10 protein-coding genes are annotated in these 14,292 nt (G+C 50.7%); 7 read left to right on the top strand and 3 right to left on the bottom strand.

Features of this window, described 5'->3' with window-relative positions; translation table 11 throughout:
* Positions 1-6 precede the first annotated feature (6 nt).
* Entirely contained in the window at positions 7-1,272 is a 1,266-nt protein-coding gene (locus PIL01S_RS27975) for a sensor histidine kinase (protein ID WP_127540977.1), read from the bottom strand.
* Between the two features lie 206 nt (positions 1,273-1,478).
* Between PIL01S_RS27975 and PIL01S_RS27970 the strand changes: the two genes are divergently transcribed.
* From PIL01S_RS27970 to PIL01S_RS27945, 6 genes are all read left to right on the top strand, one after another.
* Positions 1,479-2,414 carry an ABC transporter ATP-binding protein gene (locus PIL01S_RS27970; RefSeq protein WP_127540975.1) on the top strand — a complete coding sequence of 312 codons (936 nt, stop codon included), beginning with the start codon at positions 1,479-1,481 and terminating at the stop codon, positions 2,412-2,414.
* A gap of 12 nt (positions 2,415-2,426) precedes the next feature.
* Positions 2,427-3,611 carry an ABC transporter permease gene (locus PIL01S_RS27965; RefSeq protein ID WP_127540973.1) on the top strand — a complete coding sequence of 395 codons (1,185 nt, stop codon included), beginning with the start codon at positions 2,427-2,429 and terminating at the stop codon, positions 3,609-3,611.
* The gene (locus tag PIL01S_RS27960; protein ID WP_127540971.1) at positions 3,604-4,788 is read left to right on the top strand and encodes an ABC transporter permease; all 1,185 of its coding nucleotides are present in this window, start codon (positions 3,604-3,606) and stop codon (positions 4,786-4,788) included. Before PIL01S_RS27965 ends, PIL01S_RS27960 begins: the two co-directional genes overlap by 8 nt.
* Positions 4,789-5,129: 341 nt before the next feature.
* Positions 5,130-6,827 (top strand): molecular chaperone HscC, encoded by a 1,698-nt coding sequence (locus PIL01S_RS27955; RefSeq protein ID WP_095359889.1) that lies wholly within the window; start codon positions 5,130-5,132, stop codon positions 6,825-6,827.
* Positions 6,828-6,834: 7 nt separating this feature from the next.
* Positions 6,835-9,468: a tetratricopeptide repeat protein gene (locus PIL01S_RS27950; protein WP_127540969.1), complete on the top strand. Its 2,634-nt coding sequence runs from the start codon at positions 6,835-6,837 to the stop codon at positions 9,466-9,468.
* Positions 9,469-9,485: 17 nt separating this feature from the next.
* Positions 9,486-10,172: a DUF1266 domain-containing protein gene (locus PIL01S_RS27945; protein WP_127540967.1), complete on the top strand. Its 687-nt coding sequence runs from the start codon at positions 9,486-9,488 to the stop codon at positions 10,170-10,172.
* Positions 10,173-10,295: 123 nt separating this feature from the next.
* On the opposite strand, the gene PIL01S_RS27940 is transcribed toward PIL01S_RS27945, so the two are convergent.
* Both PIL01S_RS27940 and PIL01S_RS27935 read right to left on the bottom strand, forming a co-directional pair.
* A complete protein-coding gene (locus PIL01S_RS27940) occupies positions 10,296-11,105 on the bottom strand; it encodes a flagellar motor protein MotB (RefSeq protein ID WP_127540965.1) in 810 nt (269 codons plus the stop codon).
* Entirely contained in the window at positions 11,089-11,886 is a 798-nt protein-coding gene (locus PIL01S_RS27935; RefSeq protein ID WP_127540963.1) for a flagellar motor protein, read from the bottom strand. The genes PIL01S_RS27940 and PIL01S_RS27935 overlap by 17 nt, the downstream gene beginning before the upstream one ends.
* Before the next feature lie 169 nt (positions 11,887-12,055).
* Between PIL01S_RS27935 and uvrB the strand changes: the two genes are divergently transcribed.
* Positions 12,056-14,047 carry an excinuclease ABC subunit UvrB gene (uvrB, locus tag PIL01S_RS27930; RefSeq protein WP_095291456.1) on the top strand — a complete coding sequence of 664 codons (1,992 nt, stop codon included), beginning with the start codon at positions 12,056-12,058 and terminating at the stop codon, positions 14,045-14,047.
* Positions 14,048-14,292 lie beyond the last annotated feature (245 nt).

Raw genomic sequence — 14,292 nt, 5'->3', positions numbered from 1 at the left:
CCTTTCTCAGATCAAATCAGCCTTCTTCATCATGGGCAAACGTGTAGTTACGGTGTAAGGGTAAGCCTGCCGGATCTCAAGCCGGCCTCCAATGGATTCTGTGCGGAGTCGCATACCTTCATGCCCCATTCCCGATGGGCCCGAATCTGCTGCTGTGCTGCGGTTCGATTGTGTTCCCTGAGGCTGGGCTCTTGCAGACTGCTCCGCTTCGGTTAATCCATTATTGCTGACGGACATGCAGACCTCACGTTCCCCGAACTCCACTTCCACCGTAATTGTGCTGGCGTTGCCATGTCTCAACGCATTGGTTAGCGCTTCTTTGGCATTTTTATATAGTACGATCTGCATGCTCGGATACAGCTCACGGGATGAGCCGCGGACTTCATAACTCGTCTTCACCCCCGTCTCCCTGCCTACCTCTTCCAGAAGAAGATCCAGTGCATAGGCTTCGGATACATACGAATGGGAACGCAGTTTGTGAAGCGTAGCACGCATGTCATCCATGCTTGCTGCCAATTGATCGCGTATTTGCCTTACCATTTCCGTACCCTGTTCAGTATCCAAAGGAAGGGTTAACAGGGCAGCCTCGGACATCATTTTCGTACGAATGAGGCGGTGTCCGATATCGTCATGAAGCTGCCTTGAAATCCGGGTCCGTTCTTCCTCCTGAGCCACTCCCTCAAGCTGCTTCGTGAACAGCAGCAGTTGTGCTCGAGCGTCTTGAAGCTCGTAATGTTTACTGCGAAGCTCATCATATACCTGTTCCAGCTGTCCGCGACTGCTTGCCATTCTGGAACCCTGCCAGGAGAGTGCGGCGGTAAGGACAATGATCAGGTTCCCCACCATTCTTCCTGCTATCTCCTCCGGAAAGGGAAATTTAGGTTCGGTAGAAACTGAGGCAAACCAAGGAAGCAGCTCTTGAGGCGGAGCGTATTGCCAATGTAATGCTATATTTGTGGCGACCAGCTGAGCCCCCAACATCAACCAGCGGGATGTCCCTTCAAGTCGATACATATACACATAGAGTATGGATAAGGACAAAAACAACATGAAGGGTCCGTATACAGCAATCAGCCAGCAGCTCCAGAGCATTTCAGCCAGGATGAGCAGCACATACCGAGTACGAGAACGGGCAAAGTCCTTGCAGACAGCGAGTCCCAGGGCAATGATGATATACAGCGTATATAAATCTTCCTGGTCCAAGGGCTGCATCAAAAGGTACAGGACCGCAGGAACGAGAATTAAACCGTATTGCAGAATACGCATCGGCATAAGTAAGAAACATCCTTTTAAAATAGAATGGGAAATTACGGGTATTGCACCCCTGATTATAGCACAGCCTGCTTCTTATGCAGGAGGTGACTTAAGTCACCTTCATCTTATGACCTTTCGTACCTTCGCGGGACCATGGGATTCGATACAATACAGATATGAAATCTGGCGGCGGGATGCTGGAGTGGAAGAGGAGTGTATGAGCGATGGCTATTCTTGAAATGGAACATGTGGTCAAACGGTACGGCAGCAAACTTTCGGTGGATCACTTGAATCTTAGTGTGGAGCGGGGGGAGATATTTGGACTCTTAGGGCCGAACGGAGCCGGCAAAAGTACTACCATCAGTATGATTGCAGGTCTGCTCAGCATCGATCAGGGCGAAATCCGGCTGAATGGCATCTCTGTCAAGGAGCGACCGCTTGAAGTTAAACGCAAGATTGGACTTGTGCCGCAGGATCTGGCGCTGTATGAAGCGATGACTGCTGCGGAGAATGTCAATTTTTTTGCCAGGCTATACGGACTGCGCGGGAAACTGTTGAAGGAGAGGGTGCAGGAATCGCTCGAATTTGTCGGGCTGCAGGATAAAGCGAAGGATGCCCCATCCACTTTCTCTGGCGGGATGAAACGCAGGCTGAACATCGCATGTGCCATTATGCACCGGCCGGATCTGATTATTATGGATGAGCCAACGGTAGGAATTGATCCCCAGTCGAGAAATCATATTTTGGAATCTGTGCGCACGCTTAACAAGATGGGGTCAACCATTATCTATACAAGCCATTACATGGAGGAAGTCGCGGCGATCAGTAACCGGGTGGCGATCATGGATCAGGGGCACATCATTGCCTGTGGCACCGAAGCGGAACTGAGAGAGCGGGTGGCGTCCGAGGAGAAAATCGTGCTAATCGCTTCGGGGATAGGACCCGGTGCCGTTGAGGAACTGAGGCTTCATCCGCGTGTACGTGCGGTAGAAGTGGCAGGAGATACCCTGACCATTACGCTGCCTTCGGCACAGCAGGACCTGCAGGATATCCTTTTCATCTGCAGCAAACACGAGATTGCCATTCAGTCGCTCAAGGTTGAAGAGCCCGATCTGGAGACATTGTTTCTCAATCTGACCGGTCGAACGCTGCGGGATTAGGAGGTGGCATGGATGAACATTTGGCATATTTGCATGTTTGAAATAAGGAGGATCCTGAGAATCCGATCTGTTCTCTTGAACCTGTTTGTTCTGCCGCTACTGCTGATCTTTATTTTGGGTGCTGCGTTATCGAGTACGATGGATACGGGGAAGGACAACGTGCCTGGACAGGTACGCGTGGGAGTGATTCAGACAGGTTCGAATTCAGGTTCAGTCACAGAAGCCTTGAACGCATTTGTAGCGGCTCCGGCTGTATCCGAAATGATGAAAGTACAGCACTTTACGACTGAGGAGGAAGCAGAGCGTGATCTCCGGCAAGGTGAACTCGATTTTGCAGTCTTGATCCCGCCCGATCTGGAGGAACGGATGGCGAATGGGGAAGACGCCAAGCTGCAATGGATTCTGGGGAAAGACGGCACACTGAACATCGTAGGTGAGACGTTGTTTACCCGCTTCACGGATGAACTGAACAGGCATATGGCAACAGTGGAAGTGTTGGGACCGGAAGCAAGCATGGCCGTGGCATCCATGATTGATGAGGGTTCGGCCAATATCTCTTATGTTAACGTCAGCAACCCTGGAACATCAGGTACCTCATACAGTGCCTCTCAATATTATGCTGCATCCATGCTGGCCATGTTCATGTTATACGCAGGCATGACAACGAGCAGCAGCCTTTTTAGTGAGCGCGACAAGAAAACCTTAACCCGCCTGCAGGCTGCTCCCGTAGGCAATGGTGTCATTTTTGCAGGGAAAATTGCAGGCAACAGCCTCCTGGCCTTCATGCAGGCGCTGATTATTGTTCTGATGACCTATTGGCTATATGGCGTAAATTGGGGGACACATCCTTGGCTGATTGTTCTGATCTGCGTTCTGATTACCATATCTTCAATGATGATTGGTGTGATTGTGGCACTCGTGAGCAAAAGTGCGGCATCTGCAAGTGCGTTAATGCAGGGCATCATCATTGCCATGACGTTTATTAGCGGCGGGTTCACGCCGATTGCCATTGATTTTGTGCAGCGGATTGGTGAATTTACGGTAAATCACTGGGCCCTGCAAAGTTTCCTGCGCATGATGCTGAACGCATCGATGAGCGAGATTATGCATAATATCCTCATGCTCGGTATTGTGAGTGCCGTCTTGCTTGCCATCGCAGCTGTGATCTACGGGAAGGTGGGATACCGCTATGAATAGTCTGAATATTGCCTGGTTAATGATCAAACGCACCATAGGACGCAAACGGGGATTTATGGCTTTCCTGCTGCTTCCGTGCCTTGTTGTCACAGGAGCAGTTGCGTTATTTGGGAGTGAGCAAGCCACGCGGGCGGTTATTCCTTATGTAAACGAGGATCAAGGGGCAGCGGGTACATGGATTGTGAATGAACTTAGGGGCAAGGAAGAATACCTGCTCAAGCCGATGAACACGGAGGCAGAACTGCGAGAAGCCATTACCCGGCAAAAGGGGAATGCGGGAATCATCATACCTGCTCATTATACGGATGACTTGCTGCAAGGGAAGAACGTATCGATCGAGCTGGTTGAACTCCGTGTCAGTGAGAGTTCTTACACGTTGCGGGCTGCAATAGAAGGGATGGCTAGCGGATTGCATCAGTCGGCCCAGGTTGTGATGGCAGCAACGAGTGCAGCTTCAAGTCAAGAACAGATTGCAGAATTGACAGCAACTCAAGAGCCATTCGAACAGCTGCTGCAGAAAACGGCGGAACATCAGATCTCCGGCGAAGCTACCGACCTGCAGATGTATCCCAAACCTGGACTGAACAATGTGACCGGATTTACAATCATGTTCATGATGGGGCTGCTGACCAGCGCAGTAGCTGTCATTATGGAAGACCGCAGGCAGCGGACGATGGCCAGAGTGTACACCGCTCCTGTCCGTGCATATGAAATTGCTCTCGGCAATTTCATGGGCAGCTTTGCCATCGGCATGATTCAGATTGTGCTGGTGCTGGGGATCAGCAGGTGGGTGCTGCACTATGACGCAGGTATTCCATTTGGCGTACATTTCCTCATCTTGGCTGCGTTTATGCTGGTATCCATGGGGATTGCGAGTACAGTAGCCGGATTGATCCGCGAATCCAAAAACGCAAACGTCCTGAATTCGCTTATTATCACACCAACCTGCATGATCGGAGGGTGCTTCTGGCCGCTGTCAATTATGCCGGATTATATGCAAAAGCTGGCGAACTTTGTCCCGCAAAAATGGACGATCCAAGCCGTTGAGACGATCTCTGCAGGCGGCACGCTGTCCGACATCAAACTGCCGCTGCTCATTCTGTGTGGCATGGCTGCCATATTGCTGACGGTCGGATCGGTTATTCTCCGTCCCAATCAGCCTGGTGTGGACGCATAACAATGTAAATCTACTGCGACCATTCAGGATTGGTTCATTTAATCACTAGAAAGACTTCCATAAATTCGAACGGCCGGGTGCACATTTGTGTATCCGGTTTTTGGGCTGTAATCAGGTAGGGAAGGTGCCAAGGGTCTGATTCGTGGTGCCTGCTTTTGGGTAAATCAGTGAAGTTATACCTATGTCCTCAGGTTGTTAATCTATGATAAATTGTTCGTTAAGGAATGAATTAGACAGGGTCCATCCGGTATGCCGGACTTGTATATGCCAGCATATAACAAGGCCTGTGGGATTGTCCTGTACATTTTATAGATGTTGAACAGAAAGAGGGTAAGTACTCCATGACAATCATCGGTATTGATCTGGGAACAACGAACAGCCTGGTATCCTGCTGGGCTGGCGGAGAACCCGTTATTATTCCAAATGCACTCGGCAACCGCCTGACGCCTTCCGTCGTTAGTGTCGACGACAACGGGGAGATGCTCGTCGGTGAAGTGGCCAAAGAGCGGCTGATCACACACCCCGAGCGGACAGCTTCTGTCTTCAAGAGGTATATGGGGACCGGGCGAACGTTCCATTTGGGTACATATCATTTTTTGCCGGAAGAATTATCGGCTTTTATATTGAAATCGCTGAAGGCGGATGCTGAAGCCTATCTGGGGGAGTCCGTGACCGAAGCGGTTATTAGCGTGCCCGCGTATTTCAATGATGCCCAGCGCAAGGCTACACAGCGAGCAGGAGAACTGGCTGGCCTCAAGGTGGAGCGCTTGCTCAGTGAGCCTACAGCCGCAGCTATAGCATACGGTTTGCATCAGCAGCAGCCAGAGACGAAATTTCTGGTATTTGATCTGGGCGGCGGTACATTTGATGTATCGGTCCTGGAACTGTTTGATCAGATCATGGAAGTGAAGTCGGTTGCCGGAGATAACTTCCTGGGGGGCGAGGATTTCACAAGACTACTGGCGGACATGTTTGCCGAGCAGCATCAGATTGAGCAGGATACGTTGTCAGGCAAGGCACAGTCAGCCCTTTGGAAGCAGGCCGAATCTTGCAAACGTGCGCTTGTTGATGGACGAGAAGGTACGATGTCCTTAACGCTGGAAGAGGGAGTAAGGGAACTTCGTGTTGACCGTGCAAGATTTGATCAGGCGGCTAAACCGTTATTGGCACGATTACAAAAACCGGTCGAGCGCGCATTGCGTGATGCTTCAGTCAAACTCAATGAGCTGGATGCCGTAATCCTGGTAGGCGGGGCTACGCGTATGCCGCTTATTTATTCGTTTACAGGTAAATTATTCGGCAGACTGCCTGCGAACCATCTGCATCCGGATGAGGCTGTAGCCCTCGGTGTGGGAATTCAGGCCGCAATGAAGGAACGCCATGCCGATCTTGAAGAAGTGATTCTGACAGACGTATGCCCGTATACACTGGGAACCTCTGTGTCGATGTCGCTTGGCAATGGACGTTTCGAATCAGGCATGTTTGCGCCGATCATTGAACGGAATACAGTCATCCCCGTTAGTAAGGTGGAGCGGTACTATACGATGCACAACAATCAGGCATCCATTACTGCGGATATATATCAGGGAGAGAGCCGGCTGGCGAAGAACAATGTCAAGCTGGGGGAACTGACCATCTCAGTACCACCTGCACCTGCAGGGCAACAGGCCGTAGATATCCGTTTCACGTATGATATTAACGGCATCCTGGAAGTGGAAGTGTCTTCGGTGGAGACAGGCGAGAAGAAGGTAGCGATAATACAGGGCAAAGAAAGTGACCTGTCCAAAGAGGAAATCGCCGAGCGATTCAAAGCACTGGAAGCGATCAAGATCCATCCGCGGGACCGGATGGAGAACCGATTGCTCCTGGCTCGCGGAGAACGGATGTATGAAGAATCACTGGCCGAGTACCGCACGATCATAGCCGAGGCCATGCTGCAGTTCGAAGAGACACTCAAACGCCAGGACGACCGTGAAATCAGGAAAGAGGCAGAAAAGTTGAAGGAAGTACTGGATCAAATTGAAAGAGTGCGGGAGTGATATGTGAATGGACATCTGGACAAGATTGGGGCTTGAGCCTACGCAGGATACGGTAGCCATAAGACGTGCGTATGCGAAGCAGCTGCGAAGTACACATCCGGAAGATGATCCGGAGGGGTTCCAAGAATTGCGGTCGGCTTACGAGCAGGCCCTGAAGGCAGCGAAAGAACCGATGCCGGATCAGGAGCTGCTTGCGGAGCAGGCCAGCCCGCAAGCACAGAATCAGTCTGAGATGGAGCTCCGCTCTGTTCAGGCGGAAGGCTCTCTGCAGGAAGCTGTTTCCGAATCCGAAGAGGGTCCCGTCTACTTTACCGTGGATCACTGGGATGCTCCTGTTGAGACAGCAGCCACTTCGCTTCAAGATGCAGCTTCCGTGGATGACACAGTCCACTTGCTTGAACGAGCACGTTCTATTGTAGAGGATGTATTCAAACGGGCAGATTCCGCCGTATGGGAGGACTGGCTGCAGAGCGAGGAACTATGGCAGCTGGACGTGAAATTTTATACGGGAACGGAATTGCTGCGGATGCTGTATGAACGTCCTTTTTTACCGAAAGCCGTCTGGGGACGGTTGGATGACTTCTTCGGCTGGACGGAACAGCGGGAAGAGCTGAAAGAGGTGCTTCCGGAGGAAATCTCAGACTATCCGGGCGTGGAACTGGGGCGTCCGTGGGAGCTTCGTTATGACACGTTTGATCCGGGAAGAGACGTAGACTATGAAACCTTCATTCGTCTGCGTGAAACTGCATTCCAACTGATGCTTCGAGGTGATATTGCAGAAGCCGCATCACACATTGATGCAGGTATGGCACTGTATTCGGATGACCCGGACCTGATCCGGCTGGCCGCCAAATTCCGCCTCTGGAACAAGGAGGAAGACGCCGCTCTGGTATTGTTTGAAAGGTTGGCTGCACTCGAACCAGATGCAGTGGACGGGCTGCTGCATAGCGCTAGACTTCTGCATGCCGCCGGGCAGAAGGAACAGGCTGAGCAGCTATATCGCAAGGTGCTGGAACGCGAACCTCACCAACTGGATGCATTGAATGGATTGGTCTTGTTCCATCAGGAGCAGGGGGAATTGGAGACAGCACTCCACATGGTTGAGCAGATCGTTACTCAGTATCCTCATGATCTGGAGATGCAGATTACGCTGCTGGAGCTGAAACGGAAACGGGTTGAGCAAAAGATCAGAGCGGCTGAGCAGGAAGCGGATGCGGTCGTTCGTCGCAAGCTGCAGCGTGAAGCTGCCGAGGGGTATGCTGAACTGTGGAACGATGAGCAGCTTGTTCAGTATCTCGGTGAAATTAATGTAAACGAGGAGTTGGATGCGGCATTATATCTGCTCTGGGCCCAGGGCTTTGTTCGAATAGGCAAAGGCGAGGAAGGGATTGAAGCTCTTCAGTATGCTGAAGCTGCTGCGAGCAGGGAAGGAATCAGCAGCTTTCCGATATTGCTCGAACGGGGCCAACTACATCTGCGCATGGACCATAATACGGCTGCCATAGAGGATCTGGGCAGAGCAGCAGAGATGGATCCGTCGCATGCGGAGGTCAGGCATTTGCTTGCGAGTGCTTACCAGAGAGAAGATCAGCTTGAGCCTGCCATTGAACTATCCGGTCAGGCGATTGAGCTCAATCCCGAGCCCTATGAATATTATTCGCTGCGGGCGCTTTGTTATTTTAGAATGGGACGTTATGAAGAAGCGCTTGCCGATTATGAGATTGTTGTGGTTAAGGAGCATGATTTTGCAAACGCCTGGTACCGGAAAGGGTTCGCACATCTGAAACTGGGGCAGTATGCCGAGGCCGTACAATGCCTTGAAACTTCTTTGGTCCATGAGCATGAAGCGGTCATTTATTATTATCTGGCCATTGCGCGAACGAAACTGGGGGAGATGGAACAGGCACTGCACGATATCCGGCAATTCCGGAGCGAGAATCCGGAGGACCAGGACGGCCCTCTGATTGAAGGAGATATCCTGCGTTTACAGGGGCAGCTTATGCCGGCACACGATACATACGTCAACGGGTTAAATGAACATCCGAACGTATATGAGCTTGCTAAAATGGCGGTCGTTTGCGTGATGGAGTCTGATATGCAGGACAAGGATCCACATTTGAACAAACTTGCGGAAATGATGTCCAACATGGAGACCGTCGAAACGTGGGGATTGCTGTTCATTACACGATATCTGGTAGAGGTCCAAGACTGGGCAAGTGTCCGCGCTTATGTGGAAGCTTATATAGACGGAGAAGAACCGGAGGATATTGATCCTCATATCTGGTTGTATTCCGGGATTGCAGCCTATCATGCGGGGGATATGGACCAAGCCATTCTTGAACTGGGCAAAGCCTACGGCGCAGGTCTGCGGGGCGATGTGTGCAGTGTTCTGAGCATGGTGTATTACGATAAACATGATTGGGATCAGGCGCTCGCCTATGCCGAAGAGGCTATTCACAGTCAGCCAGACCACCCGGATTATGTTACGCGTCGTGACGCTATTTCTGCTCGTGCGGCAGAACGGGGATTTTCCTTTTTGAAAAAGCTTCGCAAATCCAAGCCGGCGTATGAACTGTGGCCTTCGGCTGTACCCCTTCAGCATCTGGAGCCAGATGAAGTCATGGACTTGCATTTTACATAGGAAGGAGGACAAGGATCATGGGACAGGACAGAGGAGCGGCTCAGGCTGTGCAGGGTGTTACGGATAAACAGCTGTGGTTTCGGGGCATGAGCGCCATCATGGATGAGATGAATGGACTGGATATACGCAACGATTACGAACATGATGAGAATGAAGAGGAAAAAGATCGATTCCGTACCTCTCTGGAAGAAGAGTGGCGTATTCATAACAGGGAAGAGCTTCTGTCGGGTCTGGAATGGATCCGGGAAGGCGGGCATCGGGTTGCGTTTGAACAAATGAGGACTTTTATGAATGCATTATCGGAAGCCGATCAATGGAAGTGCATTCACTCCCTTAATCCGGAAACGGGCCGATATCATGAATACCTGGTGGTCAAAACGTATATGTACAAACTGCCCCCTGCCGGCATTGCAGCTTGGGATTGGGGAAGATACGCCAACCTGTGCCGTAAGAGTGCATATGTCGGGTTTATCACTGAAGTGGAGGCAGAACAATTGATTTTGGAGGCGGCCCTTGAAGCGCAATCGGCTTATTCTTCGTGGAAAGAGTACGCGGTTGCTTTCCTGGCAGGCAGATTGTACTGGTTGGAGCAAACGGCCGAGCCGCTCGTTCAGCGTCAGGTGAATTATGTGCGGAATTTGTTCGTGCAATCGAACAGCATTTATAACAAAGTGGACTGGAATTTGAATTTGTCCCTACAGTAAAATGTCCCTATAGTAAAATGTCCCTATAGTAAAATAGAAACACAAAAGCACGTTCTACTGAATTCGGTTCAGCAGGAACGTGCTTTTTTGGTGAAGTGACGGGATGCCTCGTCCAATTGGAACTTAGGTTTGGGGTTGCAGCTGACGCAGTACGGTGATTTCGACCCGGCGGTTCTTTTGCCTACCGGCTGCGGTGGAATTATCACCTGTGGGACGTGTGTCTGCATAGCCTGCGTACTGAAATCCGTCAGGGTCCAGATTTTCTTTGTCCAGGAAAAACCGTAGCACAGATAGTGCGCGTTCACCGGAAAGTTCCCAGTTGTCTTTGTATGTGGAATTCGCGCCGACAGGCACGTTGTCGGTGTGTCCCTCGATGCTGACGACAGTGCTCAGGTCACGAAACAGGCTTGCGAGCTTGCTGAGTGTAGGTGCAGCGTCACTTTTGAGGGCAGCCTGTCCCTGATCGAACAGAAAGCGGTCACTCAGGGTGATGGAGATCCCCTGCGGATTATCTGCCACAAAAATCTGATTTTCCAGTTTATTATCTTCGATATACTGGGTAATCACATTGAACAGATTCTGCAGCTCCTCTTCCTGGGATCGAAACTGTTCTTCCCGCTCGGTCAGTGGCTGACCTTCTTCGGGAGATGTTGTATCTTCACCTTGGACCTCGGTTGGAGGAACTTCAGTGATGGTATGACCTGCAGTTTCATCGACTCCATTGCCAAGGTCAAGAATGGAATCGGATTGATTAAATGTATTTTGCAGTGATTGGGTTACCACGTCGTATTTGCCGGAGTCCAGATTGCTCATGGCGTACATGATGACAAAAAAGATCAGCAGAAGCGTAATGAGATCGGCATAGGTAATCATCCATCGATCCCGATGGTCACCAGGTTCACGTTTTCCGCGCCTTCTACTGCGCCGACTCATCCAATCCCTCCTTCACTACAGAACGTGAGATTTGACGATGTGTGAGTGTGAAGGACTCAAGCCGTTTCCGTACAAGATGAGGATTCTCCCCATTCTGAATGGCGAGCACACCTTCAAGCAGCATCTCCATCATCTGGATATCTTCAGCACCTCTGGACTTAATTTTGGAGGCAATGGGCAAAAAGATAAGATTGGCACTGGCTACCCCGTATAAGGTTGCCGTAAAGGCAACAGCGATGGCCGGGCCCAGTCCGGTAGGATCCGTCAGGCTGCCTAGAACCTGAATCAGTCCCATGACCGTACCGATAATACCCATGGTTGGAGCGTATCCTCCGGCGGACTCGAAGATTTTGGCATAGCCCTCATGCTTCTGTTCTACCGAATCGATCTCCAGCTCCATGATCTGACGGATCACATCCTGATCGGTGCCATCTACAACCATCTGGATACCGTCTTTCAGAAATGGATGCGGATGATCCATCACCTGGCGTTCCAGTGCAAGCACACCTGAACGGCGGGCGATTGAGGACATGTCCACCAATTCTTCCATCCACTTGCGCGGATCATTGTCATTACGTCCAAACGCCATGCGCAGTGCTGCCGGAATGGTACGCAGCCGATGAGACGGGAAGCTGGCAACCACTGCAGCAATTGTTCCACCGAATACAATCAGAGCAGCCGTTTTTTGCACGAGGCCGGACAATTGGCCGCCTTCCCACAAAAAACCGCTGATCACTGCGGCAATCCCGGCTATAATGCCGATAAGTGTCGCAATATCCATAAATTAACCCACTCCTGTCTTTACTTCACGTTTGCATCACATGTACGAACGAGGTATAATTATACGGGAACAAATATTCCTATTACTATAAGTTTTCCCATATGAAAATTCGGGGAACTTCGACAATATATAGTGACTATTATTTTAGACGATAGGGTGAGATACGGCAATGAGCGATATTATAATGAGCGACAAAACGTTCGAGATCGAGTCCGAGTTTTCTCCCCAAGGTGACCAGCCTGCTGCCATTGAAGAACTGGTGCAGGGTGTTCAGGAAGGGAAAAGATATCAGACGCTGCTGGGTGCAACTGGAACGGGTAAAACCTTCACCATTGCGCAGACGATTGCCAAGCTGCAACGTCCCACGCTGATTATTGCCCACAATAAAACGCTGGCAGCACAGCTTGCGAGTGAATTCAAAGAATTCTTTCCAAACAACATGGTTGAGTATTTTGTCAGTTACTACGATTACTATCAGCCAGAAGCATATATTCCGTCTTCCGATACGTATATCGAGAAGGACTCCAGCATCAACGAGGAAATTGACAAGCTGCGTCACGCGGCGACCAGTTCGCTGTTTGAACGCCGTGATGTCATTATTGTAGCGAGTGTGTCCTGTATCTACGGTTTGGGATCGCCGCATGACTACTCTAGCATGCTGCTGTCACTGCGCGTAGGGATGGAGAAGCCGCGTAACCAGATCTTGTCCCGATTGGTCGAGATTCAATATCAGCGGAATGACATCAACTTCGTACGGGGAACATTCCGTGTGCGTGGCGACGTCGTAGAGATTTTCCCGGCATCCAAGGGTGAACATGCGATTCGGGTAGAGCTCTTCGGAGACGAGATTGAGAAAATTACGGAAATTGACGTGTTAACCGGAGAACTGATCGGTGAGCGCGATCATATTGCCATCTTCCCGGCATCTCACTTCGTAACCCAGGAAGAAACGATGCGGGTCGCACTTGTCAACATTGAGCGTGAACTGGAAGAGCGGCTTGAAGTACTGCGCGAACAAGGCAAACTGCTGGAGGCGCAGCGACTGGAGCAGCGTACACGTTATGATATTGAGATGATGAAGGAAGTTGGATTCTGTTCGGGGATCGAGAACTATTCAGGCCCGCTGACATTCCGTGAACGCGGTGATACGCCTTACACGCTGCTGGATTACTTCCCGGACGACATGCTGATCGTGGTCGATGAGTCCCACGTGACCCTGCCGCAGATCCGTGCCATGTACAACGGTGACCAGGCACGGAAGACTGTTCTGGTCGATCATGGATTCCGCCTGCCGTCAGCACTGGATAACCGTCCGCTGAAATTCGAAGAGTTCGAAGAGAAGATGAACCAGATCATCTATGTATCGGCAACGCCAGGACCGTACGAGATTGAGCATACAGATACAATGGTGCAGCAGATCATTCGTCCGACCGGTCTGCTTGATCCAGTCATTGAACTTCGTCCAACGAAGGGACAGATCGATGACTTGATTGGCGAGATTAATGACCGGATTGCCAAGGACGAACGTGTGCTTATTACAACCCTGACGAAGAAAATGTCCGAGGATCTAACGGATTACCTGAAGGAAATTGGTATCAAGGTCCGCTATCTGCACTCCGAGATCAAGACATTGGAACGTATGGCAATCTTGCGTGATCTGAGGCTGGGAACATTCCATGTGCTGATCGGGATCAACCTGCTAAGAGAAGGACTCGATTTGCCGGAAGTTTCACTTGTTGCCATCCTGGATGCCGACAAGGAAGGTTTCCTTCGTTCCGAACGCTCCCTGATTCAAACGATCGGCCGGGCGGCACGGAACAGCGACGGTAAGGTTATTTTGTACGGTGATAAAGTGACCGATTCGATGGATAAAGCAATAAAAGAGACCGAACGCCGTCGTGAAATTCAAATAGCATATAACGAGAAGCATGGAATTACTCCACAAACGATCCGCAAAAAAGTGCGCGATGTGATCGAGGCAACCAAGGTTGCTGAATCCAAGAACGAGTATCTTACAGGTGCTGCCGAGAAGATGTCGAAGAAGGAGCGTCAGTCGCTTATTCAGCGTCTTGAGGCAGAAATGAAGGATGCTGCGAAGAATCTGCAGTTTGAGCGTGCAGCCGAGCTTCGCGATGCGTTGCTGGAGCTGCGTGCGGAGTAAATTGATAAATAGATATGCAACAAGAGAACGGCCAGTTGGCCGTTCTCTTGTTGAGTAAAGAACCGGCAAGGAATGACCGATAATTAGTCATGTTGAAAACCTGGAATCAGGTCTATACTGATAGAAATGTTGAAATTGGTTAAAAGGTTTATAGGAAAGCATTTGGAAGTCGTGTAGAGGGGAGCCGAGCCAAAGGCAATGGCGACCACCGCGAACGAGGCAGGGCCGTGAGCGTCTTGGTGTTC

The sequence above is a fragment of the Paenibacillus illinoisensis NBRC 15959 genome (assembly GCF_004000925.1).
GTDB classification, from domain to species: Bacteria; Bacillota; Bacilli; order Paenibacillales; family Paenibacillaceae; genus Paenibacillus; species Paenibacillus illinoisensis.
This window is presented reverse-complemented; position numbering and strand designations above follow the sequence as displayed.

What these genes read in the sequence shown, in the direction of transcription:
- PIL01S_RS27975 (WP_127540977.1), bottom strand. Translation starts at nt 1,272, where the DNA reads ATGCCGATGCGTATTCTGCAATACGGTTTAATTCTCGTTCCTGCGGTC.
- PIL01S_RS27970 (WP_127540975.1), top strand. Translation starts at nt 1,479, where the DNA reads ATGGCTATTCTTGAAATGGAACATGTGGTCAAACGGTACGGCAGCAAA.
- PIL01S_RS27965 (WP_127540973.1), top strand. Translation starts at nt 2,427, where the DNA reads ATGAACATTTGGCATATTTGCATGTTTGAAATAAGGAGGATCCTGAGA.
- PIL01S_RS27960 (WP_127540971.1), top strand. Translation starts at nt 3,604, where the DNA reads ATGAATAGTCTGAATATTGCCTGGTTAATGATCAAACGCACCATAGGA.
- PIL01S_RS27955 (WP_095359889.1), top strand. Translation starts at nt 5,130, where the DNA reads ATGACAATCATCGGTATTGATCTGGGAACAACGAACAGCCTGGTATCC.
- PIL01S_RS27950 (WP_127540969.1), top strand. Translation starts at nt 6,835, where the DNA reads ATGGACATCTGGACAAGATTGGGGCTTGAGCCTACGCAGGATACGGTA.
- PIL01S_RS27945 (WP_127540967.1), top strand. Translation starts at nt 9,486, where the DNA reads ATGGGACAGGACAGAGGAGCGGCTCAGGCTGTGCAGGGTGTTACGGAT.
- PIL01S_RS27940 (WP_127540965.1), bottom strand. Translation starts at nt 11,105, where the DNA reads ATGAGTCGGCGCAGTAGAAGGCGCGGAAAACGTGAACCTGGTGACCAT.
- PIL01S_RS27935 (WP_127540963.1), bottom strand. Translation starts at nt 11,886, where the DNA reads ATGGATATTGCGACACTTATCGGCATTATAGCCGGGATTGCCGCAGTG.
- uvrB (WP_095291456.1), top strand. Translation starts at nt 12,056, where the DNA reads ATGAGCGATATTATAATGAGCGACAAAACGTTCGAGATCGAGTCCGAG.